Genomic DNA, 22,648 nt, shown 5'->3' on the forward strand with positions numbered 1-22,648 from the left:
GCGACGAAGCCTACGTCCCACTCCGGGGCCAGCACGGTACGGGCGGTATCCGGAACGGAGGAGCTTCCTGGGCGAGGCTCACCGCCATGCTCCTGGCCTACTATCGACACATGTCGCGACAATGGTCGAGCGTCCAGATGGCATAACCGACAGCTTCGGGGGAAGTCCCCCTCGTCGCATGACCAGGAGATCCTGTGCCCCCTACACCAGACGCGGGCCGTCGACGCGCTGCCAGGCGGCGTGTCACGAGGCCCCCCGCCCTGGCAATCGTCACAGCTGTCGTTCTGGCCTGCACCACCACCGCGGGGGTTGCCGTACCCGCCCCTGCCACGGCGGCCCCACAGGTGGTGCTCCCGAGCGAAGACAAGCTGAACTCCGCCGACTTGGTGACCGATCTGCCCAAAGGTGTTCCCGCGCCTCCACCCATCGCGGCCAAGAGCTACATCCTCGCCGAGATGGAAACCGGCAAAGTTCTTGTCGGCAAAAAAGCCCACCAGCCCTATCTGCCTGCCAGCACAATGAAATTGCTGACCGCCCAGGTGCTCGCACCGCAGATCCCGGATGAACTGAAAATTCGCACCACGCCCTCCGATGCGCAAGTGGACGGCACTCGTGTCGGCATGGTGCCCAACCGGGAATACACCGCACGCGAGCTCTTCCAATCACTCCTGATGGGCTCGGCTAATGACGCCGCAGAAGCCTTGGCGCGCACTGGTCCAGGTGGTTTACCGAAGACCCTCGAGAAGATGAACGAGCGGGCGGGCAAGCTCGGCACCAAGAACACCGTGGCGAAGACCCCACATGGACTCGATGCACCGGGACAGAAGACCAGCGCATACGATCTAGTGACGATCTTGCGCGGGGCTCTTGAAAACCCCAAGATCGCGCAGATACTAACCATGCAAAGGTTCACCTTCCCCGGCGACAGCGGCAAACCGGGATTCGAGGTGGCGAGCCAGAACAAACTGCTCTGGAACTATCCAGGCGCACTCGGTGGCAAAGACGGCTTCACCGATGCAGCCGGACACACCTATGTCGGCGCCGTGAAACGAGGAAACCGCACCTATGCCATCGCTTTCATGGCTGCTCGAACCAATGACTGGAAACCCTCGGCCAAGTTGCTCGACTGGGCCTTCGCCCATGGGGACAAGGTCGGTTCCGTGGGATCGCTGCCGTCCGCGGCGGAAGCCAAACCCACAGCACCGGGGAAGCCACCGACCACGCCTTCCTCACACCAGCCACGGACCGTCGCCGAGTCCCCTCCGCCTTCGACAGCAGGGTTCGCTCTGATGAACTTCAGTGACCCGACCACCCTGATCATCGCCGCCGCCAGCGTCATCATCCTGCTCATCGTGGTGCTACGCATCCGCAAGCTCCGCAAGGACTCACGCCGCCAGGACGTACGCAAACGTCGCACCTCGCGAGTACCGGACAAGCGCTACGACGACTACGACGACGAGGACGACCGGCCGGCCCGCAGCAGTCGCCGCGACGCCGACAACGCCTCCGGACGTCGTGGCCGTGCGGACAGCAGGTCATCGTCCCAAGGACGTCGACGTTCCCGTGAGGACGACGACTACGACTACGACGACGCCCCACCCTCCCGGAAGGGACGTCGTCAGGACGACGACCTCGAACCCGCCGGACGACGTGACCGCCGCGGCGGCGGCCGACGCGACGCCTACGACCGCGCCGAATCCGGAGCCCTCGGAGAAGTCCCCCAGAGCCGTCGCGACCGCCGCGGCGGCGGCCGACGCGACGCCTACGACCGCGCCGAATCCGGAGCCCTCGGAGAAGTCCCCCAGAGCCGTCGCGACCGTCGCACCCCCGGCCGACGCGACGCCTACGACCGCGCCGAATCCGGAGCGCTGGACCAGACACGGGACCGCCCCGCGCCCGAAAGGCCCTCCTCGGAACGCCGAGCACCGGAACGCCCCGCACCCGGCCGCCCCGCACCGACCGGCCCGGCGCCCTCCTCCTCACCCGAGTTGGAGGACACCTCCTTCATGACCCGCCCGGAGTTCGGATGGGACTCACCTCCGGGCGCGACACCCCCGGGAGCCCCCGCGGCTGCCCCACCAGCCGGGAACCCCCCTTCGAACGCTCCGGCATACGGCGCCGCGCCGTTGTACGGCGCCCCGTCCCCGTCGACGCCTGCTCCGGCACCGGCCGGCTCATCGGCCCCCGGTGGATTCGACTGGAACTCCCCCTCCGGCCCGCCGACCGAGACGACCCCCCGCGCACCCTACGACTGGGCCGCAGAACAGGGCGCAGCGAAGAATTCGCCCGACAGCTCCGGTAGCGCCTACGGAACGGACACCTACGGTTCGTCCTCCTACGGCACGGCCCCGGCCGGCGGCTACGGCACCGACTCCCCCTACGGTGCGCCCGGCCCCCAGAGCTCCGGGAACACCTATGGAGCGACCGGTTCTCCCGCCCCCTACGGCGCCTCCGGTCACGACAGCTCGTACGCCTCCTACGGGACGACCCCGGGCGGCGGCTACGGCACCGACTCCCCCTACGGCAGCTCGACGTCGACCCCTGCGCCGCCCGGATCGTCCGCCCCCGGCGGATTCGACTGGAACTCCCCCTCCGGCCCGCCGACCGAGACGACCCCCCGCGCACCCTACGACTGGGCCGCAGAGCAGAACGCCTCGTCCGACAACCGAGGCCGGGGATACGGCGCGGCCTCTCCCGCGACGAGCAGCACCCCGATCAGTTCGGCGGATCAGGCCTCCTCGACCCGCAGTATGCGTCGCACGCCCAGCAGCGGCGACCACTTCGACTGGGCGACCCCCGGGCCGCCGCCCAAGGCTCCGCCGACCCAGCAGAACCGTTACGACCGGGCCGTCTCCGAGGCCCTCCCCCAGCCCGATGCCACGCCGGACCGCAGCCGTAACACCTACGGCTTCACCATCGGTGAAGGTTCGGCCACGGGGGCGCCCGCCACTCCCCCGGAACGCCGCGACCCCTACGGTTGGTCGCCCTCGGACTCCCCCTCCCGCTCCGGCGGCCAGTCCCCTTACGACCAGCAGGACGGCCTCACCCAGACCAGGGCCATGCGTTTCCCCGACCAGGGTGCCGACGCGATGCCGCCCAGCCGACGGGACCGACGCGCCCCGGGCCGGTACGACGGCGACGATCGCGCCCCGCAGACCCGGCGGGAACGCTACGGTCAGGAAGAGAGCCGCTCCAGCACGAAATCGCGGAGCAGACGCCACCGGTCATGACGGTCGCAGGTGTAGAGACCGACGCTCTGCACCCGGAAGTCCAGCGAGTACTCGGAGAACTCCTGCTCGGCGCGGTCCAAGACGTCCTCGGGCAGGTCGTGGGCCAAGGTCACGTGCGGGTGGTAGGGATACCGCTGCGGGGCGTCGAGCGGGCCGGAACAGATCGCAGCGGAGAGCGCTCGGCACTCCTCCGCGCCGGTACGCACCCGGAGATAGGACACCTGGGTGACCGGCCGGAAGGAGTCCGTCCCCCGCAGCAGGACGTCGAACGGGTTGCTCCGGGCACAGACCACGGCCACATGCTCCTGGATCCGGGTCATCTCCCGGGTCAGGACCTCTCGCGGGCCGGCCAGGGTGATGTGGGTCCGCACCAGGTCCGCCTGGCGGTCACCGAAACGGCGTCGCGCGTCCTGGAGGACACCCGCGTGGGGTTCCGGCAGGGCGATCGCCACTCCGACCCTGGTCACCAGGTCCATCGCAGTCCGTAGATGCCAGGTCCGAAATCCAGTACGAGGGTGTGCAGGGAGTGACCGGAGATCACCACCGGTTCGATCTGCTGTGATCCGTCGACGACGGTGAACCGTTCGGCCGACAACGGGAGACACGATGCGTGGAAACTGACCTCGGTATGCGCCGAGTGCACCGACCGGACGAACCCCCTGGCGACCGAGGAATCATCCCGACCGGTGGAGGTCCAGTTCAACGAGTGCTCGATGAACATCGCCTCCCCGACCGGTACCGGCCGGTCCAGCAGGAGCTCCGCCACTACGATGCCTTCGTCGGCCAGATAGGTGCTACGTCCGACCTGGCAGTGGCGCAAGGTCTGGACCCGCACCGGCGAGTCGGGTGAAGCCCGGTACACCAGCGGATAACGGTCGGCTCCCTCCCGCTCCCCCACCAGGACTTCTCGCACCGTGTGGCGGGTCTGCGCCGCGTCCGGGCCGATCTCGACCCGGTCGTGGACGGCGACCCGGTGGACTCCGCTGTCCCAGGACAGGCCCATCCTGGCCACTTCGTCCTCGACGGCCGGCCCGTAGCATCGGAAAGCGAATTCCGGCCTGATCGCGATACCTGGCCCGGTTTGGCGGCGGCGGGCCGGGAGCTTGCCCGAGAGAGCTCCGTGTTCCAGCTCGAGGATGCTCTCCAGCGCGGAGAGCGCTGCCAGGGATGCGGTTCGTTCAGGTCTGCTCCGGCCGGACTGCCAATAGCTGATGGTGGCCACCGACAGTTCGTGGCCGCGGTGCAGCAGGTGGTAACGCAACCGTTCGAGCGACAGCCCGCGAGCTTGGATAGCCGCCCGCAGTGCAATCGCGAAATCGTCGTTCTCGTCGTCTTTTCCGCTCACGAGTTCACCACGTCCATTCGAGACCGTAGATCCCCGGCGCGGGATCGATGACGAGCAGGTAGGCCGAGGATCCGACCAGGGTCGTAGGTTCCTGGACGTCTCCGTCCCCGCGCTCGGAGATACGACGGGTCATCACCGCCCGGGGGATCTGTTCTCCGGAGAAACGGACCTCCATCACGAGTTCCCGGATCGGGGTGGAGACGCGACGCAGCATCTGGGTCACCGGGAGATCCTGTCCGATGGACTCCAGACGGTGTTCGACGATCGTCGACTCCCCCTCGTCGAGAGTGTGGTCGAGGAACATCTCAGCCGCCACCGCTGTGTGCGCGCGGAATTCCACGACCCGGCCGAGACGACAGTTCGACAGGCCCATCACGAAGGGGAAGGCCTTGCGGTCGTCATGGGTCGACCAGATCGGGAAGCGGTGCGCTCCCGGGCGTGTCGCCACGAAGACGGTACGTACGTCGTGGCTTCCGTCGGTCCGGTCCGGTCGGACCTGCAGGCGGTCGTGGTAGCTGACCCGGTCCAGCCCGTCGTCCCAGTCCATCCCGAGCTCGGCCAGCCCTGCCCGGACGACGGCGTCGTCGAAGGACTCGCAGTTGCGGACCGTGACCGGCGCAGTCTGCGCGGTGCGGTAATGGGTCGGGAGCGCACTGGCGACCATGCTCCCCGGTTTCCGGGGTTTCACCTTGCTGGTCAGGAAACCCGCAGGAAGGGCCAGGACCTGTTCCAGCTGGGCCAGCGCGATCATGGATCCTCCGCGATCGGGCATGCTCCGTCCCGACCGCCAGTAGCTGAGGGTGGCCACGCTGACCCGGGAGCCACGATCGGCCAGCGACTGACGCAGCGATTCGAGACTGACTCCGCGGGAGACGATGGCCGCACGCAACGCCTGGGTGAACTCCGCCTCGTTCGAGCTCACCTCGGAGAAAGCGCCGGAGACCTCCTCGGGGCTCCGGGTCGTGGTCGAAGGCTGCTGGCTCATCAACTGAATCGTATCCACGCCCGAGGTGTGCCCGGGAACACGGACGCGGCGGGAATCCGTCGGGAGATCCCGCCGCGTCGGTCACAACTGGCGGTGGCAGCCGCCTGTCCAGGGACGCCGCCTCATCGGTCCGTGGTCGGTGTCGGTCACGTTCTGGATGCGGACGGCCGACACCGACGCCGGATCAGAGCGTGTCGACGATCGCGTTGAAGGTCGCGCTGGGACGCATCGCCCGCGCGGTCTTCTCCACATCGGGCAGGTAGTAGCCGCCCATGTCGACCGGGCTGCCCTGCACGGCGAGGAGCTCCTCGTTGATCCGGTCCTCGTCGGACTCCAACCGTTCCGCCACCGGGGTGAAATGTTCCTTCAGGTCGACGTCGACGTCCTGGTCGGCCAGGGCCCTCGCCCAGTACTGCGCGAGGTAGAAGTGGCTGCCACGGTTGTCGATCTGACCGACCGCACGCGCCGGGGAGCGGTTCTCGTCGAGGAATCGACCGATGGCCACGTCGAGGGCATCGGCCAGGACCTTCGCCGCCTCGTTGCCCTGGGTAGCAGCCAGGTGCTCCAAGGACGCACCCAGTGCGGAGAACTCGCCCAGGCTGTCCCAACGCAGGTAGTTCTCCTTGACGAACTGCTGGACGTGCTTGGGCGCCGACCCCCCCGCGCCGGTCTCGAAGAGTCCACCACCGGCGAGCAGCGGAACGATGGAGAGCATCTTGGCGCTCGTGCCGAGCTCGAGGATCGGGAAGAGATCGGTCAGGTAGTCGCGCAGCACGTTACCGGTCACCGAGATGGTGTCCTCGCCGCGGCGGATCCGTTCGAGGCAGAACCGGATGGCCTCGACCGGTTCCTTGATCAGGATCTGCAGCCCGTCGGTGTCATGGTGCGGCAGGTACTCCTGCACCTTGGCGATCACCTGGCGGTCGTGGGCCCGTCGGTCGTCCAGGAAGAAACAGGCAGGTGCACCGGTGGCCCGGGCGCGGGTGACGGCCAGTTTCACCCAGTCCTGGATCGGGATGTCCCGGACGCGGCTCATCCGCCAGATGTCACCGGCCTCGACGACGTGCTCGGACAGGACGGCGCCCCCGCTCGTGGTGACCCGCACCGTCCCGTCCTGGGGGATGACGAAGGTCGTCGGATGGGATCCGTACTCCTCGGCCTTCTGAGCCATCAGACCGACATTGGGCACATCGCCCATCGTGGCCGGGTCGAGCGCTCCGTTCTCCCGGCAGTCGTCCATCACCGCGGCATACATCGGGCCGTAGCACCGGTCGGGGACCAAGGCGAGGGTCTGCTGCTGTTTCCCCTCGGCGTTCCACATCTGCCCGGAGTCGCGGACGACCACCGGCATGGAGGCGTCGATGATGACATCGCTGGGGACGTGGAGATTGGTGATACCCCGGTCGGAGTCGACCATCGCCAGGGCCGGACGACTCCCGTACTGGCCGGCAATGGCCGCTTCGACGGCGGTCCGGACCTCCGGGTCGAGATCGGCCAGACGGTTCACCAGGTCGCCCAGGCCCAGGTTGGGGTTGACGCCCAGCTCGGCCAGCAGGTCGGCGTGTCCGTCGAAGACGTCGGAGAAGAAGGCGCGCACGGCGTATCCGAACATCACCGGGTCGGAGACCTTCATCATGGTCGCCTTGAGGTGGACGGACAGGAGCAGCCCTTCGTCCGCAGCGGCCGCGAACTGTTCGGTGTAGAAGGCGGTCAGGGCCTTGGCGCTCATGAAAGTGGTGCTGACGATCTCACCGTCCGTCACCGCGAGGTCGGCCTTGAGCACGGTCGGCCCGTCGGCGGTGACCAGTTCGATGGTCAGGCTGTCGGCCGACCCGATGACGGTGGACTGTTCATTGCCGTAGAAGTCACCCTCGTGCATGGAGGCCACACGGGCTTTGTTGTCCGCTGTCCACGCGCCGAGCCGGTGGGGGTTCTTCTGGGCGAACCTCTTGACCGACAGCGGTGCCCGCCGGTCGGAGTTGCCCTCCCGCAGCACCGGGTTGACGGCCGATCCGAGGATCCGCGCATACCGGGCAGCGATCTCACGCTCGACGTCGTCCGCCGGTGACTCGGGGAAGTCCGGGATGTCGTACCCCTTCGTCCGCAGTTCGGTGATCGCCGCCTTGAGCTGAGGGACCGACGCCGAGATATTCGGCAGTTTGATGATGTTCGCCGTCGGGTCCTGGGTGAGCCGCCCCAACTCGCCGAGGTGATCGGCGACCTTCTGTTCCTCAGTCAACTTCTCGGGGAACTGGGCCAGGATCCGACCGGCCAGGGAGATATCGGAGGTCTCGACATCGACGCCCGCAGCTTTCGTGAAGCCCCGCACGATGGGCAAGAACGAATACGTCGCCAAAGCGGGCGCCTCATCGATCTTGGTCCAGACGATTTTCGACGCTGTCATTCTGTCTCTCCAGTTCTCTGCTTGTTCAGGCGAACAGCACTCTCTGCGCCAACCTACCGCCGGACCTGCGGTCGACACGCCGGAGCGAGGCCCGGACCTGGACGGACCCTCCCGGATCGGGACGGAGAGCGGGACAAGTCTCACTTTTCGCATCCGGCAGCCGGATGCGGGAGGATGAGAGCATGTCGTCACACAGCTATCCGCACATGGTCTTCGTCCTGTCCGACTCCGGCCTCGACAAGGACACCCTTGCGGCATGGCTGCGCGAGGTCTTCCCGGCCGGCGAGGTCACCGACAAACCGCTCCGGTTGGATCTCGAGGTGGACGGATACACCTTCAGCTTCTGGTTCGAGGAGGCCGAGGGCGTCGCCGAACACTATGCGACCTACCTGCCCGAGAACAGCAGCCGCCGCTGGCTGACCCGGTGCACCGCCCTGATCGACCTGCACGGTGTCGTCGATCCCGAAGGTGCCCATGCGGCGACCGCCGAACGTCTCGTGGCCGCCCTGCAGGGGCACGACGGCGTGGAGGTCTTCTCGGAGAAGTCCCGACGCTTCCTGGGCATGGACTACGGCGACACCGCCACGAACGCCCCGGTCGCCTCCCCGGCCGACGACGAGACCTCTGCCGAGGCCGTCGCGCAGCCCGCCGAGTCCCCCGCACCTGTGCTCGAACCGGTCGCCGCGGCGACGGTCCCGGCCAAGGAGGACCCGACCACCGTCTGGATGGAGGCAACCCCTTCACTGGACTCCTCCTGCCCCGAGGAAGACCTGACGCCCACTCCCGAGGCGGTCCCCGAGCCGGCGATGGTGACCCCCGAGCCCACCGTCCCGGTCACAGCGCCCGAGCCGGCCGCTCCCGCTCCGGCAGAGACCCCCGCCATCCCGGCGGCGGAGCCGGAAGGTTCCGAGAACCCCTCCGAACCGAGCGGAAAGCCCGGTCTGCTGCGCCGTCTGTTCGGCCGCCGCTGAGTCGACACCGGCGGGGAAGGGCACGGCGGGCTTCAGAGCCCATCGTCCCCTTCCCGCAACGGATCCCGGGCCTTTGGTCCACGGCTTCGCAGGAGTGGTCGCTGATAGGTTCGACACATCAGTGTTTCCCTCATCGCAAAGGGTGGAGAACCGTGAGCACAACGCCCGTGAAGGTTGCCGTCACCGGTGCCGCCGGCCAGATCGGCTACAGCCTCCTCTTCCGTATCGCCAGTGGCGCGCTGCTCGGCCCGGACACTCCGGTCCAACTGCAGCTCCTGGAGATCACGCCGGCGCTCAAGGCGCTGGAGGGCACGGTCATGGAGCTCAACGACTGCGCCTTCCCGACTCTCGCCGGTGTCGAGATCGGCGACGACCCCAACAAGATCTTCGACGGCGCCAACCTGGCGCTGCTCGTCGGTGCCCGCCCGCGGACGAAGGGTATGGAGCGCGGCGACCTGCTCGAGGCCAATGGTGCGATCTTCACCGGCCAGGGGAAGGCGCTCAACGACCACGCCGCCGACGACATCCGGATCGGTGTGACCGGCAACCCGGCCAACACCAATGCACTCATCGCGATGAGCAATGCCCCTGACATCCCCAAGGAGCGTTTCTCCGCGCTGACCCGCCTGGACCACAACCGGGCTATCAGTCAGCTGTCCGCGAAGCTGGGCGTGCCGGTCACCGAGATCACCAAGATGACCATCTGGGGCAACCACTCCGCGACCCAGTACCCGGACCTCTTCCACGCCGAGGTCGGTGGCCGGAATGCCTACGAGGCCGTGGGCGACCAGGCCTGGTACGAGAACGACTTCATCCCCACCGTCGCCAAGCGCGGTGCGGCGATCATCGAGGCGCGCGGGGCGTCCTCGGCGGCGTCCGCGGCATCTGCCACGATCGACGCGGCCCGCGACTGGCTGAAGGGCTCGCCCGAGGGCGACTGGTTGTCCATGGCGGTCGTCTCCGACGGTTCGTACGGCGTGCCCGAGGGCATCATCTCCTCCTTCCCGGTCACCACGAAGAACGGTGACTGGGAGATCGTCCAAGGCCTGGAGATCGACGACTTCAGTCGTGGCAGGATCGACGCCTCGGTGGCCGAGCTCGTCGAAGAGCGCGACGCCGTACGTGAGCTGGGTCTCATCAAGTGACCCCGATGCGGCCCCTTTCCTGAGCCGGGGCCGGCACGACTGTGGGGCCGCCGACCGTTGAAGGTCGGCGGCCCCACAGTCGTCGGCATTCCTCGACCGATCGGAGCGGTCAGGCGGTCAGGTCGAATTCGAAGTGCACCGTCTCGAAACGGGCATCCTGGTCCCACCCGTCCCGGTCGTCCCGGACGACAGCTGCACCGCTCCTGGACCAGAAGTCCAGGGCGCCGGGAGATTTCGCGTTCGTGTGCAGATAGACGACCCGGTATCGGCTGACCGTCCGGGCATGATCCAGGCAGCTGCGGACCAGGCTTCCCGCGATACCGCGTCGCCTGGCCTCCGGCACCGTCACCAGCCGGGAGATGTGTCCGACCGCGGGACGATCACGGTAACGGTCCGCCAACTCGGGGTGGTGGGGCGGGCATTTCGGCCCACCGGTGCGCAAGGCGCAGGTTCCGAGGACCTGCCCGTCCGCGACGGCGATCATCATGGCGTGCCGCTCGTTGTCGGCGTAGATCTCCTGGGCGTTGACGATGTCCCAGTGCCATTCGGGTTGGTAGCCGTATCCCTGGTCCTTCTCCATGCTCGCCAGGATCACGTCTCGGGCCTGTGCAAGGTCGTCCGGCGTGACAGCACGATAGATCTGGAAGTCCTGCACTCAGGCAGTTCCTTTCTCGTTCAACAGAAGTAGTCGCTCAACCGACGGTGGACACCATGAGCTCCTCGTCGAGGGGAAGCGGCGAATAGCTCGCTGCCCATTCTCCCCCAGGACCCCGCCCGACATCTGCCCGGACCGCGAAGGACGCCTCGATCACCTCACCGTTCAGGACCTTCTCCGGGGTGCCATGGGCGAGGAGCTCGCCATCGGTCAACACGGCGATGTCGTCGCAGTAGCGAGCAGCCAGGCCCAGGTCGTGCAGACAGGTGATGACGGTCTTGCCGCAGTTCTTCAACTGGAGCAGGAGGTCCAGCTGGTGCCTGATGTCGAGGTGGTTCGTAGGCTCGTCCAGGATGATGCACCGGGCGTCCTGGGCGAGAGCGCGAGCGATATTGGCCCGTTGGCGTTCCCCTCCGGACAGATCACGCCACCGGCGGGCGGCGAGATGGGTGATCCCCAGGTCGTTCATCGCCCGGTCGACGAGAGCACGGTCCTGGACATTGGCCGACTTCCATCGTTCCTGATGAGGTGCGCGCCCCAGATTGACCAGGTCGACGACGGTGATGTCGTCCGGTGCCGTTCCGCTCTGTTCGACGAAGGCGACCTGGCGGGCACGTTGTCGGGGCGTCCACCCGAAACAGTCCTGGTCGTCGTAGAGGATGCTGCCCGACGACGGTCGTCGCAGACCGGCCAGGCAGCGCAGCAGCGAGGACTTGCCCGAACCGTTCGGTCCGACGAGGCCGAGTACTCTGCCCGACGCTGCCTCCAGGGTGACTCCACGGACGATCAACTTCCCGGGCACTCCCCAGGTCACTTGCTGTGCTGTGAGTTTCACAGGTCACCTCGTTTCTTCATGATGACGAGGAAGATGGGGACGCCGATGAGTGCGGTGGCGACCCCGACGGGCACCTCGCGGGGCGCGAAGGCTACCCGGCAGATCGCGTCGGTGATGACGAGGAGGACGGCTCCGCCCAGCGCGGAACAGGGCACGAGGAAACGGTGGTTGGGGCCGATCAGGAAACGGATGGCGTGAGGGACGATGAGCCCGATGAAGCCGATGGCGCCGACACCGGCGACCGCGGCTGCGGTGACCACCGAGGTGGTCACCAGCAGGACGAGCCTGGTCCTCTCCACCTGGACGCCGATGGACTCTGCCGTGTCCGTGCCCAGCCCCAAGGCGTCGAGAGCCCGGGCATACCACATGATCACCGCGAGACCCACGGCCAGGGCGACGGCGATGACGGCGACGGTCCCCCATCGTGCGGCGCCCATGGAACCCAACAGCCAGAAGGTCACCGCGCGGGTGGCTTCGGCGTCTCCGGCCGCCATCAGGATCAGGGAGCTGATCGCGGAGAAGAGCTGACCGACGACGACACCGGTGAGGACGATGCGCACCGAGTCGAGGCCGCTCTTGCGCAGCAGCAGCAACAACAAGGTGATGCTGCACAGCGACCCGATGGCGGCGCCTCCGGTGAGACCTACTGCGCCGCCACCGAAACCGAGCACCAGGGCGGCGACCGCACCGGCCGAGGAACCGGAGGAGATCCCGAGCAGGTAGGGCTCGGCCAGCGGGTTACGGGTGAGTGCCTGTAGTGCGCACCCGCAGACGGCGAGCCCGGCTCCGACCAGGATCGCGGTGATCACCCGGGGGAAACGCAGGTCCCAGAGGATCGAGTCGACCATCGGGGAGACCGGTTGACTGGGGAGTCCGACGTGGGCACTGAAGACATTGACGACATCGGAGAAGGTGATCTCCGCGGCGCCGAGCTGCAAGGAGACGACCACGGAGACGAGGAGGGCGACCGTGCTCGCGCAGAGGAAGATCAGGACCCGTCGCCACCTGGCGGCGATGGCGTTGTCGAGCGCGCTCACGATGCTTTTTTGTTCACTTCGGCGGCGACGATCTTGAGGGCGTTCACGAAACGTGGAGAGGCGTCGAGCTCCACCCCGGGGACCACGAGGAAGCTGTTCGCCTGGACGGCTCTGGTCTTGGACATCGCCGGGTTCTCCTTGATCTCCTTGATCTTCTCCTCGGCGGTGTCGCCCGGCTTGCCCCGTTCCTTCAGGTCGGCGACGACGATGATGTCCGGGTCGCTCTCGGCGACCTTCTCCCAGGACACCTCGGGCCAGCTGTCCTTGATGTCGGAGAAGACATTGGTGGCCCCGACCCGTCGGCTCATGGCTTCGGGGAAACCGCCTCCCCCGGCGACATAGGGCTGGCCTTTGAAGGTCGAGTAGATCCAGACGAGTTTCTGGGGGGTTCCGCCGGCTTTGTTCTTCTCGACCGTCTCGACTTCCTTGGTCTGTTCGGCCACCAGTTTGTCGGCTTTGTCGCTCACGCCGAACAGCTTCCCGATGTTCCGGTAGTCGGTGAAGATGGCGTCGATCGGGTCCTTGACGGTGCGCTTGTCGGGGGCGCAGTCGGCTTCGCTGATGTAGCTGGCGATGCCCTTCGCGGTGAGTTCGTCGCGGGTGCCGACCCGGTCCTTGGAGAACTGGCTGCGCAGCGGTGAGACGACGATGTCCGGGCTGACCGAGAGGGTCAGTTCCGGGGTGAGGATCTGTGGAGTGACGACCTTGACCTTTTGATAGGCCTCTTTCCACTGGGGCGCGACCTCGGTCTTGATATTCGAGGTGCCGACCATCTGGTTCTCCAGTCCGAGCGCGAGGAGCAGCTCGGTGGATCCTTGTTCGGCGGTCACGGCTTTCTTGCGCGGCCCGTCGACGCTGACCTTCACCCCGCAGTTGGTGATCTCGACACGTTCGGCGCTGCCCGCCCCGGAGGCCGTGGTGTTCGCAGATCCGCAGCTGGCCAGTGTGGTCAGGGCCAGAGTCGTGCTAGCGGCGATCAGTGTGGTGCGAACGGCCTGCTTCATGAAGCGCAGTGCTCCTTATGTCACGTACTGAGCAGAATTGGGGTGCTTAGGTCATCCTAACCCCAGAAAATTTCGCCCGTTCACGGCGTGGCGATGTTCACACGAAGCAGCTGAATCATGTTGTGTAAGGACATGATAGGAACGGTCGTCCAACCTCCGTCCCCGGGGGCTCCCCACCCTCGAGGCCCCCCTGTCACCCCGACCTCTCGAACCACCGGCAAACCCGACATCCCCACACCGCGTGCGTCACCCCTGTCCACTGGCGACTCCACCCACAGGGAAAGCGAACGATGACCGACCTGCGCCCACACACCATCACCGGCATCGACGATCTCGTCGCCCACACCTTGCAGCCCGGAAACCGGCCGCACCCGGGCGACCTCACCGCCCGCAGCGTCTTCTACCTACAGCACGGCACCCGGCTGGCCGGCAGCCCGGTCACCTACCGGAACCAGTACCTCCTGGTCCGAGTCGAACAATCCTTCGGAGCCTGCGCCTTCGAAACCGGCCAGTTCACCCCCGAGATCTGCGACCTCTCCGGAAGCACCGTCGAAGAACTGCTGAACCACCCCGCACCCGCGCTCCGCCTCGCCGCCCTCGACGCCTATCTGGCCTGCGTCCGTCCACACCGGGAAGACCCCAGGGCCACCGTGATCGAACTACCCACCGGCACCCCCGACCAACGGGCCATCGCCCGGGACGCCGCCATCTCCTCACTGCTGGACGACCCGGCAGCTCCTGTCCCGACCGGATCCAAGGTCGCACTGATCGGCGTGGTCAACCCTCTCGTCCAAGCCATCCGGGAACACGGATGCGAACCCCTCCCCTGCGACTACAACCTCGAACAGACCCACTGGGGAGACCCCGTCAGCAGCAGCATGGAAGACGTCCTCACCCAGGCGGACCACGTCATCGCCACCGGGATGACCATGGGTAACGGCTCCTTCGACACCATCCGGGACATCTGCTCGGAACGCCGGATCGGCCTGACGGTCTACGCCCAGTCCGGCTCAGCCGTCGCCCGCGAATTCCTCGGAGCAGGCGTGACGAACCTCTCCGCCGAACACTTCCCCTTCTCCCAGTTCAGCGCCGACGCCAGCCCGCTCTACCTCTACCGGGCCACGCCCAGCTCCTGACCCCACCGTCGAGACCCGACAGGAAACCGCCACGACCGGTGGCGCGGGACGCCGATCCACCCCCGCGCCACCCGTCGTGACGGGCTCGAGCAGAGATCACCTCCGCGGACGCAGATCCACCGCCAGGAAGGCCCCGAAGACCACCACCGCGAAGGTCAACAACATCAGCACGTCCCAGGTACGGGAACGTACGGCCAGTCCACCGGCCCGCTCGTCGGGCAGCAACAGACGCAGCACCGCGGCCGCCACGAAAGCCAACCCCATGATCACTCCGCCGACCAGAGCCCGGCCGACGAAGAGCACGGTGACGCCCCCGATCAGCAGACCCAGCGAGAGGACCCACCAGGCACCGAGGCCGGGCCGGCCCCGACGTGGAAAGATCACCGCAGACCAGCCTGCTTCTCCGCGGCCTCCACGACATTGGTCAGCAGCATCGCCCGAGTCATAGGCCCCACCCCGCCGGGATTCGGCGCGATCCACCCAGCCACCTCCGCGCACCCCGGCACGAGATCACCGGCCACCTTGCCGTCCACCCGGGAGACGCCCACGTCGAGCAGGGCCGCGCCCGGCTTCACCATGTCCGGGGTCACGATGCCCGGCACGCCGGCCGCCGCGACGACGATATCGGCCTGCCGGACCTGAGCTGCCAGATCACGGGTCCCCGTGTGACAGAGCGTCACCGTCGCATTCTCCGACTTACGGGTGAGGATGAGCCCCAGCGGACGGCCGACCGTCAACCCGCGCCCCACGACCACCACGTGCGCACCGGCGATCGGTACGTCGAAGCGACGCAACAACTCCACCACGCCCACCGGCGTACACGGCAGGGGCGCCGGACGGTTCATCACCAGGCAGCCCAGGTTGTACGGGTGCAGACCGTCGACGTCCTTGTCCGGCCGGACTCGGGACAGGATCGCGAACTCGTCGAGCCCGGTGGGCTGCTGCACGATGAACCCGGTACACGCAGGGTCCTCGTTCAACTCGTCGACGACCGCCTCGACCTCGGCCTGGGTAGCTCCGGCGGGCAGATCGCGCCGGATACTGGTAACCCCGATCTCAGCGCAGTCCTTGTGCTTGGCTCCCACGTACCAATGACTGCCGGGGTCATCGCCCACCAGGACGGTGCCCAGGCCCGGGGTGACACCCCGTTCGGCGAGCGCGGCGACGCGGGTGCTCAGTTCGGACTTGATAGCGGCCAGTGTGGCTTTGCCGTCGAGGATCTGCGAGCTCATAGGTCCGATCCTGCCATCGTTTCTCCGCCGAGGTGCTCACTCCCCGGGAGTCCCCGTTGCGCCGGTCGGGGCGGCAACGACCGGGAGACCGCCCCTTCCCGACAGCGGCATTCAGTGGGCGAAATGACGAGCTCCGGTGAAGTACAAGGTGATCCCTCGTTCATGGCAGAGCGCGATGGTCTCCTCGTCCCGGATGGACCCGCCGGGTGCGACGATCGCCCGCACCCCGGCATCGGCGAGGATCTGCGGCCCGTCGGCGAAGGGGAAGAAGGCATCGGAGGAGGCCACCGATCCGCGGGCCCGTTCCGCACCGGCCCGTTCCACCGCAAGTCGGCACGCATCGACCCGGTTGACCTGCCCCATCCCCACCCCGACCGAAGCCTCGCCCCGAGCGAGCAGAATGGCATTGGACTTCGTGGCGCGGACCGCACGCCACGCGAACACCAGATCGCGCAGGGTCTCCTCGTCCGCAGCCTCCCCGGCCACCAAGGTCCACCTGCTGGGGTCGTCGCCGTGCCCGGCTGTGGAGGCCTCGCCCTCGACCGGTTCGACGACAGCATCCAGCCGGTCCACCGACTGGACCAGCAGGCCGCCGCTGACGGGGCGCATCTCCCAGGAGTGCCCGTCCGATCGCACCGCTTTACCGTCGACCCGCAGCAGACGGATGTTCTTCTTCCCGGTCAGGACGGCCAAGGCCTCCGCCTCGAAGTCGGGGGCGACGACGACCTCGGTGAAGATGTCCTGTACCCGCCGGGCCATCTCCACCGTCACCGTACGGTTCGTGGCGATGACCCCACCGAAAGCGCTCACCGGGTCGCATTCGTGGGCCTTCCGGTGCGCTTCGGCGATGTCCTCGGCGACGGCGATACCGCACGGGTTGTTGTGCTTGACCACCGCGCAGGTCGGTCGGTCGCCCTGATCATGGGCGGCCCGCAAGGCGGCATCCGCATCGACGTAGTTGTTGTAGCTCATCGCCTTGCCGTGCAGCAGCTCGGCGGTAGCGATACCGGCGCCCTCTCCCCGGTAGAGCGCAGCCTGCTGGTGGGGGTTCTCCCCGTAACGCAGCCCCGAGGAGCGGGTCCAGGCCGCGCCGACGAACTCCGGGAAACCGGTGCCGGCAGTGGTATCCGCATATCCGTCGCTCAGCCAGGAGGCCACCGCCACGTCATAGGCGGCGGTGTGCGCGAAAGCGTCGGCCGCGAGTCGGCGACGCGACTCCAGCGTGAAACCGCCGGCGGCGAGCGCGTCCACGGCCTCGGCGTACTGGCTCGGCGAGGTGAGGACCGCCACCGAAGGGTGGTTCTTCGCCGCGGCACGGACCATGGAGGGGCCGCCGATGTCGATCTGTTCGACGCATTCGTCGGGGGTCGCCCCCGAGGCCACCGTTTCCCGGAAGGGGTACAGATTGCAGACGACCAGTTCGAAGGGCTCCACACCCAGTTCGGCCAGTTGCTCGAGATGTTCGACCTTGCGGGTGTCGGCCAGCAGGCCGGCGTGGACCCGCGGGTGCAGGGTCTTCACCCGTCCCTCCAGGCATTCGGGGAAACCGGTCAGCGCCTCCACGTGGATCACGGGGACGCCCAGTTCCTCGATCGTCCGCGCCGATCCCCCGGTCGAGACGATCTCGACCCCGGCGTCGTGCAACGCCCGGACCAACTCGGCGAGGCCGGACTTGTCGTACACACTGATCAGGGCTCGGCGCAGAGGGCGCCTGCCGTCGTCGACAGAGGACATCCGTTCACTCCTGGAGGTCGGCTGCGGGGGACATCGGTCACCCGCGTACGGGTGTGGGCACCCAGGCGGGCGATGCCCACGACGTCACTCCCCGGTGGTGCCCCACCTGCGCCAGTCGTGTCCGTGCCATCCTAACGGCCGATGTACACCCGGCGTCCGTCCACCCGATACCCCTCGCGGGCCATCCGGCCCAGGCAGTCGACCAGCATCTCCCGCTCGACCGTCTTGATCCGTTCGTGCAAGGAGTCCTCGTCGTCCTCCGGCCGGACCTCGACCGCGCGCTGAGCGATGATCGGCCCGGTGTCGACGCCGGCGTCGACCAGATGGCAGGTGCACCCGGTGACAGCGACTCCGTAGGCCAGGGCGTCCCGCACTCCGTGTGCTCCGGGGAAACTCGGCAGCAACGCCGGATGGGTGTTCACCGTGCGGCCGCCGAAGGCCTCCAGGAAACCCGGCCCCAGGATTTTCATGAAACCGGCCCCGACCACCAGGTCCGGACGGTACAGCAGGGTCGCCGAGGTCAAGGCCTCGTCCCAGCGGGACCGGTCCTCGTGATCCGACGTCCGGCAGACGAAAGTCGGGATCCCGGAGTCCTGGGCGCGGGTCAGACCGGCAATCCCGTCCCGGTCCGCGCCCACGGCGACGATCTCGACCCCGTAGGCCGGATCCGCGCAGGCGTCCATGACGGCCTGCAGATTGGTCCCCCCACCGGAGACGAGCACGACGACGGCAGCTCTGGAAGATCCCACGGAGGTCACGCTAGCTCAGCCTCGGGATGTCGCCGCCCCCGACGCAGCACGTGCACGCCCAGGGAGAGCCCCGCGCCGAAGGCCAGCTCCCCACCGAGCATCGCCGCCAGCAGGAAGGGCGGCGCGCCGACGTCGAGAAGCTGGGCTGAACCCATCGACCCCCCGGTGAGGAAGGCCGCGACGCCGGCGCACAGGGCGCAGGTCGTCACCCCGATCCCGGCGACCAGTGCCCGTTCCACCAGGTCGTCCGGGACCCGGGAGCTGATCCTGCGCTCGAGCAGGAAACCGGCGACGACCGGGACGAACAGCGCCACCCGCAGATATCCCGGCAGCGCCCCGGCCTCGGGCAGCGCCGCGAACACTGGGACGAAAGGCAACGGCCCCGGGGACGACTGGGTCAGCGTGATGCTGGAATCGAGACCGATCCCGAAACCGGGGCCCGCCATCCAGCTCAGAGCCCACACCCCGAAATTAGGCAGATAGAGCATCTGCAGCCCGGTCAGGAGGGCCCCGCCGAGCAGCCCCGGCCCCAGATGGTCGTACAACCCCGCGATCCGGTCGAAGCGGATGAACGCCAACAGGCCGACACCGGCCATGGCGGTCCCCAACAGGAGGAGGAAGGAACGGACCCCGGTGAGCACCCCGATCCGCAGACCCGGGGGGAGTCTCCGACGCAGGTCCCATCCCGGGGCGATCTCGGGGAAAGCCGACCGGAACTGGGCGAGCAGCGCCCCCAGATAGCCGAAGGAGGAGACCAGCAGGAAACCCAACGCACTCCGCGGGATCGACACCGTGATCCCTGGCGCGTGCGCTGTCGAGGCCAGGAAGGCACCGAGCATCGTGTAGGTCGCCACGAAGAGCACGCCTTCGAAGGCCACGTCCCAGCGGAGCCCACCGAGATGCCGGATCCGTACGACCTCGGAACGGATCATCCTCGCCGTGAGCCGCTGCGCGGACCAGAAACAGATCGCGACGGCGAACACCGTGAAGAACAGCGGGACGACGGAGACGAAACCGACCTTCGCGTAGAAACCTCCGCCGTGGCCGAGGCACCACCCGGCCGTCCCGACCTGGATGGCGCGCCACCCGTCTACCGCCGCATTAGGACTGGCCAGCCAGGCCAGATAGACCGGCAGGACCACCGTTATCACCGAGAGGAAGGTGCTCTCCACGGCGGCGAAGAGTGCCCTGAACCAGCCGGGGGCACCTTCGAAGGGGCCGCCGACGGCGGGGAGAACTCTGGGCGATCGCTTGACCATGAGGCCTTTATGGTGCCTTGCCCCTTCCCACGGCCCAAATGCACACGCCGCGCGCCACGGCCGTGTCGCCCCCGCATCGAAGGCATATGCCCTGCGCATGATGGTCCGATGGACGTCATGGCTGTGGCTCTGGGAGCCTGTGCGGCCGGCTACGGCGCACTCTGCGGAGTCGGTGCCCACCGGGCCCTGTCCACCGGTCGGTACCGTCGCTACGCCGACGAACGGGAACGGCCGTTGCCGACATTCCGCTGGGTCGCCCCCGTGTGCGCCCTGCTCACCGCGGTCGTGGTCTGGCGGCTCATCGCAGCCGGGGATCTCCCCGCATCGGTCCTGGGCGCAGTGGTGCCCGGGTACGTGGTGATGTGCGCGATCGACCTGGACGTCCACCGCCTGCCCGATGTCCTCACTCTGCCCGCCTACCCGGTTCTCGCCGCCGGGATGGCATCGGTGGCCGTCTCCTGCGACCGATGGCCCGATGCCCGACGTGCCCTGTGGGGCGGGCTCGCGACCTGGCTCTTCTTCGTCTTCCTGGCCCTGCTCTCCCGAGGACAACTCGGCTGGGGTGATGTGAAGCTGTCCGGCAGCCTGGGCGCGCTCCTGGGCTGGTTCTCCTGGGGGCATCTCCTGGTCGGGGTCTACGCGATGTTCCTGTGCGGAGGTGCCGCAGCGCTCTGGCTGCTTGTCCGACGACGGAGCCACCTGGGCAGCAGACTCGCCTTCGGACCGTCCATGGTGATCGGTGCCTGGGGCACGGTGGTCGTCGCGGCACCGCTGTGACCACGGAGGCTGGGCCGGCGACGGGAAGAGTTCGGGCAGCGCAGGCAACCTGGGCGTCCGTTCGGACGTCATCTCTTCGACGGGCCCGACGACGACGGAGTTCATGATGCTGACGACGGGTGGCGGCGCGCTCCTCCCCCGGGCAGGGATGTCACCCCCTAAGCTGACTCGACGACGGACGACGACCGTCGAGGAGAGGGGGCTCGTAGGCAGCATGGACGCCGCGGCCTTCGACGAGCTCTATCACGCCTGTTCGCGCCAGCTCGTCGCGCAGATGTACGCGGTGTGCGGCGATCTCGCCGAAGCCCAGGACGTCGTCCAGGAAGCCTTCGCACGTGCGTGGGAGCGTCGGGAACAGTTGGACCTCATGGACTCTCCCGAGGGCTGGTTGCGGACCGTGGCCTACCGGTTGGCGGTATCGCGGTGGCGTCGGGCGAGAAATGCCGCGACGGCGTGGACGAGGCGGGCGGAGAAGGAATCGGTGGCCGGGGTGTCCTTGGACCATGTCCTGCTGGTGTCGGCCCTGCGCCGGATACCGGAGAGTCAGCGTCATGCCATCGTGCTGCACCATCTGTGCGATCTGCCGGTCGAGGAGGTGGCCTCGTTGACCGGTGCCCCGGTCGGCACGGTCAAGGCCCGCCTCTCCCGGGGTCGGACGGCTCTGGCCTCGGTACTCGACGAGCAGGCCGAGGAGGTCGACCGTGTCTGACCGCGACCTGCAGAGACACCTGTCGCCGCTGTCCTCGGCCTGCTGCGCGGAGGTCCTCATGCCTGCGCCCGAGGAGATCCGTCGCCGGGGTGACCGTCGTCGACGAGCCCGTGGGACGACGGCGGTGCTGGCTGCGGTGCTGGTGACCGTGGGCGGGCTCGGTCTGCTCGACGGGCGGGGCGGCGGAGACGGCCTGTTGTCCGGCAATGACGACCTGTTCTCGGACGGGATGTCCGCGGCGGCCTCCCCGGTCCCCGCCACCGGGGAGGAGTCGCCCAGACCGGACGGCAGTGCACCGGTCGAAGAGGACGCCGCTGGAAGACCCCGGATCTCCCTGGACCCGATGATCGCGGTCCGGGTGGAGGCTGTCGTCGACGGATTGTTCGGGTCCCGGTTCGGCACGATCTCGGGTGGCTTCGACGACGGGGTCGGGCGGTTGCCGTATGTCGCACGGGTCGCGACGACCGCTCTGTCTGGTTCCTCCGGTGGTGGCAGGCACCGCACGGCAACCGCGGTGGGGGTGGACGTGGACGGCCGTTTCCGGTTGACGGTGGGCGGTGCGGGTAGGCCCGTCGTGGACCGGTTCCTCCCGCTCGTCGGGGGTGCCGAGGTCACGGCGATGGCGGCTTCGACGGACCGCGGCGGGGACCGGTTGTCCGTCCTGTGTTTCCTCCGGTCCGGGAAGGTGCGCCAGGTCGTCGTCGAGGAGGTGGGCGTCGGGTCTGTTCCGCGCGTGTCCCGCGACGAGGTCGTCGCCTCCGGTGCGGCAGAGGTGTTCGCGGTGGTCTCCGCGGGCGGACGCGCCGAACCGGACGGTCATGGCCGGGTGCCACCGTTGTATGCCGTCGTGGGCGACCGACTGGTGCTGCTCACCGTAGCGGCGGACGGTCGGGTGTCCTCCTCCCCGTTGCGGTCGGCGGGGCTCGGGGGCACTACGACGCTGGGCCGGTTGGACGGCCACGGTCAAGGGGTTCACGGCGTGGTCGTCTGGAAGGGGGTAGGGCCTGGCATGATCCTTCTGGGGCGGGACCCCTCCGGGCCTTTCGGGGAGGCCGGAGAAGCGGGAGCCCTGCACCGCTGAGTGCTTCCCGCTGTGGGTCGACACCCCTGTCGTCTTGCGATCCGGACACTCTCCGGCTCGGGATCGTCCGGACCGCGCGCTGGCGGGCTGCCCCCGAGGGGAAGAGCTGGACACCAGCGTCATCGGCCGGAGCGGGCCGTCGTGGTCACACCGTCAGCGCCCATGCCCCACCGGGGGACATAGCGGACAGGATGGGGAATCGGACCCCCGTCCTGGTCGCCCGTCCATTACACTCGACCCAGCCCCAGCAGGCGTGGCCCTCCGTCGTCCTCGGCCCGACCGTGACAGCCGACGGCGAGTCGTTGACCACGCCGAAGGCCGACGGGAAAAAGCCCGGAATGCGACTGGCTTCCGACCGGG

20 protein-coding genes and 1 riboswitch are annotated in these 22,648 nt (G+C 68.0%); of the genes, 7 read left to right on the forward strand and 13 right to left on the reverse strand.

The genetic code is table 11. The features are described from left to right. Window positions 1-347: 347 nt before the first annotated feature. Window positions 348-3,230, forward strand: a complete 2,883-nt coding sequence (locus tag AUCHE_RS17665) for a serine hydrolase (protein ID WP_074788485.1) — start codon at window positions 348-350, stop codon at window positions 3,228-3,230. Here AUCHE_RS17665 and AUCHE_RS01835 read toward each other — a convergent pair. The 4 genes from AUCHE_RS01835 to AUCHE_RS01850 all read right to left on the reverse strand — a co-directional run bounded on the left by AUCHE_RS01835 (window position 3,176) and on the right by AUCHE_RS01850 (window position 7,964). Beyond that, complete coding sequence (locus AUCHE_RS01835; RefSeq protein WP_074788512.1) at window positions 3,176-3,697, reverse strand: 2'-5' RNA ligase family protein; 522 nt, start codon at window positions 3,695-3,697, stop codon at window positions 3,176-3,178. The two genes, AUCHE_RS17665 and AUCHE_RS01835, sit on opposite strands and share 55 nt — an antisense overlap. Further along, complete coding sequence (locus AUCHE_RS01840) at window positions 3,694-4,575, reverse strand: helix-turn-helix domain-containing protein (RefSeq protein WP_006501554.1); 882 nt, start codon at window positions 4,573-4,575, stop codon at window positions 3,694-3,696. The genes AUCHE_RS01835 and AUCHE_RS01840 overlap by 4 nt, the downstream gene beginning before the upstream one ends. 4 nt (window positions 4,576-4,579) lie before the next feature. Beyond that, window positions 4,580-5,560, reverse strand: coding sequence for a hypothetical protein (locus AUCHE_RS01845; RefSeq protein WP_006501555.1), 981 nt, complete (start codon window positions 5,558-5,560; stop codon window positions 4,580-4,582). Window positions 5,561-5,744: 184 nt separating this feature from the next. Further along, window positions 5,745-7,964: an NADP-dependent isocitrate dehydrogenase gene (locus tag AUCHE_RS01850; RefSeq protein ID WP_006501556.1), complete on the reverse strand. Its 2,220-nt coding sequence runs from the start codon at window positions 7,962-7,964 to the stop codon at window positions 5,745-5,747. Window positions 7,965-8,146: 182 nt separating this feature from the next. Here AUCHE_RS01850 and AUCHE_RS16440 point away from each other — a divergent pair, with 182 nt between their 5' ends. Both AUCHE_RS16440 and AUCHE_RS01860 read left to right on the forward strand, forming a co-directional pair. Next, window positions 8,147-8,935: a hypothetical protein gene (locus AUCHE_RS16440; protein WP_006501557.1), complete on the forward strand. Its 789-nt coding sequence runs from the start codon at window positions 8,147-8,149 to the stop codon at window positions 8,933-8,935. Between the two features lie 152 nt (window positions 8,936-9,087). Further along, the gene (locus AUCHE_RS01860; RefSeq protein ID WP_006501558.1) at window positions 9,088-10,080 is read left to right on the forward strand and encodes a malate dehydrogenase; all 993 of its coding nucleotides are present in this window, start codon (window positions 9,088-9,090) and stop codon (window positions 10,078-10,080) included. Between the two features lie 109 nt (window positions 10,081-10,189). Here AUCHE_RS01860 and AUCHE_RS01865 read toward each other — a convergent pair whose 3' ends face one another. Genes AUCHE_RS01865 through AUCHE_RS01880 form a run of 4 tightly spaced genes read right to left on the reverse strand, consistent with a single transcriptional unit; the run spans window position 10,190 to window position 13,611 of the window. Then, complete coding sequence (locus AUCHE_RS01865) at window positions 10,190-10,735, reverse strand: GNAT family N-acetyltransferase (protein ID WP_006501559.1); 546 nt, start codon at window positions 10,733-10,735, stop codon at window positions 10,190-10,192. A 37-nt stretch (window positions 10,736-10,772) separates the two neighbouring features. Then, entirely contained in the window at window positions 10,773-11,570 is a 798-nt protein-coding gene (locus AUCHE_RS01870; protein ID WP_006501560.1) for an ABC transporter ATP-binding protein, read from the reverse strand. Beyond that, window positions 11,567-12,607 (reverse strand): FecCD family ABC transporter permease, encoded by a 1,041-nt coding sequence (locus tag AUCHE_RS01875; protein WP_006501561.1) that lies wholly within the window; start codon window positions 12,605-12,607, stop codon window positions 11,567-11,569. Before AUCHE_RS01875 ends, AUCHE_RS01870 begins: the two co-directional genes overlap by 4 nt. Further along, window positions 12,604-13,611 carry an ABC transporter substrate-binding protein gene (locus AUCHE_RS01880; protein ID WP_006501562.1) on the reverse strand — a complete coding sequence of 336 codons (1,008 nt, stop codon included), beginning with the start codon at window positions 13,609-13,611 and terminating at the stop codon, window positions 12,604-12,606. Before AUCHE_RS01880 ends, AUCHE_RS01875 begins: the two co-directional genes overlap by 4 nt. Before the next feature lie 290 nt (window positions 13,612-13,901). Here AUCHE_RS01880 and AUCHE_RS01885 point away from each other — a divergent pair, with 290 nt between their 5' ends. Further along, a complete protein-coding gene (locus AUCHE_RS01885; RefSeq protein ID WP_006501563.1) occupies window positions 13,902-14,747 on the forward strand; it encodes a Rossmann-like domain-containing protein in 846 nt (281 codons plus the stop codon). Window positions 14,748-14,843: 96 nt separating this feature from the next. Here the strand turns inward: AUCHE_RS01885 and AUCHE_RS01890 are convergent, their stop codons facing one another. The 5 genes from AUCHE_RS01890 to AUCHE_RS16875 all read right to left on the reverse strand — a co-directional run bounded on the left by AUCHE_RS01890 (window position 14,844) and on the right by AUCHE_RS16875 (window position 19,721). Further along, the gene (locus tag AUCHE_RS01890; RefSeq protein ID WP_006501564.1) at window positions 14,844-15,131 is read right to left on the reverse strand and encodes a DUF3017 domain-containing protein; all 288 of its coding nucleotides are present in this window, start codon (window positions 15,129-15,131) and stop codon (window positions 14,844-14,846) included. Further along, complete coding sequence (locus tag AUCHE_RS01895; RefSeq protein WP_006501565.1) at window positions 15,128-15,979, reverse strand: bifunctional methylenetetrahydrofolate dehydrogenase/methenyltetrahydrofolate cyclohydrolase; 852 nt, start codon at window positions 15,977-15,979, stop codon at window positions 15,128-15,130. Before AUCHE_RS01895 ends, AUCHE_RS01890 begins: the two co-directional genes overlap by 4 nt. Before the next feature lie 111 nt (window positions 15,980-16,090). Next, window positions 16,091-17,713 carry a bifunctional phosphoribosylaminoimidazolecarboxamide formyltransferase/IMP cyclohydrolase gene (gene purH, locus AUCHE_RS01900; protein WP_006501566.1) on the reverse strand — a complete coding sequence of 541 codons (1,623 nt, stop codon included), beginning with the start codon at window positions 17,711-17,713 and terminating at the stop codon, window positions 16,091-16,093. A gap of 52 nt (window positions 17,714-17,765) precedes the next feature. Continuing rightward, a riboswitch (ZMP/ZTP riboswitch) is annotated at window positions 17,766-17,842 on the reverse strand. A gap of 2 nt (window positions 17,843-17,844) precedes the next feature. After that, window positions 17,845-18,471 (reverse strand): phosphoribosylglycinamide formyltransferase, encoded by a 627-nt coding sequence (purN, locus tag AUCHE_RS01905; RefSeq protein ID WP_006501567.1) that lies wholly within the window; start codon window positions 18,469-18,471, stop codon window positions 17,845-17,847. Continuing rightward, the gene (locus AUCHE_RS16875; protein ID WP_006501568.1) at window positions 18,468-19,721 is read right to left on the reverse strand and encodes a cell division protein PerM; all 1,254 of its coding nucleotides are present in this window, start codon (window positions 19,719-19,721) and stop codon (window positions 18,468-18,470) included. The genes purN and AUCHE_RS16875 overlap by 4 nt, the downstream gene beginning before the upstream one ends. A gap of 108 nt (window positions 19,722-19,829) precedes the next feature. Here AUCHE_RS16875 and AUCHE_RS16880 point away from each other — a divergent pair, with 108 nt between their 5' ends. Genes AUCHE_RS16880 through AUCHE_RS01925 form a run of 3 tightly spaced genes read left to right on the forward strand, consistent with a single transcriptional unit; the run spans window position 19,830 to window position 22,288 of the window. After that, window positions 19,830-20,498: a prepilin peptidase gene (locus AUCHE_RS16880; RefSeq protein ID WP_006501569.1), complete on the forward strand. Its 669-nt coding sequence runs from the start codon at window positions 19,830-19,832 to the stop codon at window positions 20,496-20,498. Further along, entirely contained in the window at window positions 20,461-21,207 is a 747-nt protein-coding gene (locus AUCHE_RS01920) for an RNA polymerase sigma factor (protein ID WP_217994333.1), read from the forward strand. Before AUCHE_RS16880 ends, AUCHE_RS01920 begins: the two co-directional genes overlap by 38 nt. Continuing rightward, window positions 21,200-22,288 carry a hypothetical protein gene (locus AUCHE_RS01925; RefSeq protein ID WP_006501571.1) on the forward strand — a complete coding sequence of 363 codons (1,089 nt, stop codon included), beginning with the start codon at window positions 21,200-21,202 and terminating at the stop codon, window positions 22,286-22,288. Before AUCHE_RS01920 ends, AUCHE_RS01925 begins: the two co-directional genes overlap by 8 nt. The last annotated feature ends 360 nt before the right edge of the window (window positions 22,289-22,648 follow it).

The sequence above is a fragment of the Austwickia chelonae NBRC 105200 genome (assembly GCF_000298175.1).
GTDB lineage: Bacteria > Actinomycetota > Actinomycetes > Actinomycetales > Dermatophilaceae > Austwickia > Austwickia chelonae.

Excerpts from the sequence above, each read along its gene's own strand:
- AUCHE_RS01845 (WP_006501555.1), bottom strand. The coding sequence starts at position 5,560 with ATGAGCCAGCAGCCTTCGACCACGACCCGGAGCCCCGAGGAGGTCTCC.
- AUCHE_RS01850 (WP_006501556.1), bottom strand. The coding sequence starts at position 7,964 with ATGACAGCGTCGAAAATCGTCTGGACCAAGATCGATGAGGCGCCCGCT.
- AUCHE_RS16880 (WP_006501569.1), top strand. The coding sequence starts at position 19,830 with ATGGACGTCATGGCTGTGGCTCTGGGAGCCTGTGCGGCCGGCTACGGC.
- AUCHE_RS01885 (WP_006501563.1), top strand. The coding sequence starts at position 13,902 with ATGACCGACCTGCGCCCACACACCATCACCGGCATCGACGATCTCGTC.
- AUCHE_RS01895 (WP_006501565.1), bottom strand. The coding sequence starts at position 15,979 with ATGAGCTCGCAGATCCTCGACGGCAAAGCCACACTGGCCGCTATCAAG.
- AUCHE_RS01880 (WP_006501562.1), bottom strand. The coding sequence starts at position 13,611 with ATGAAGCAGGCCGTTCGCACCACACTGATCGCCGCTAGCACGACTCTG.
- purH (WP_006501566.1), bottom strand. The coding sequence starts at position 17,713 with ATGTCCTCTGTCGACGACGGCAGGCGCCCTCTGCGCCGAGCCCTGATC.
- AUCHE_RS16440 (WP_006501557.1), top strand. The coding sequence starts at position 8,147 with ATGTCGTCACACAGCTATCCGCACATGGTCTTCGTCCTGTCCGACTCC.
- AUCHE_RS16875 (WP_006501568.1), bottom strand. The coding sequence starts at position 19,721 with ATGGTCAAGCGATCGCCCAGAGTTCTCCCCGCCGTCGGCGGCCCCTTC.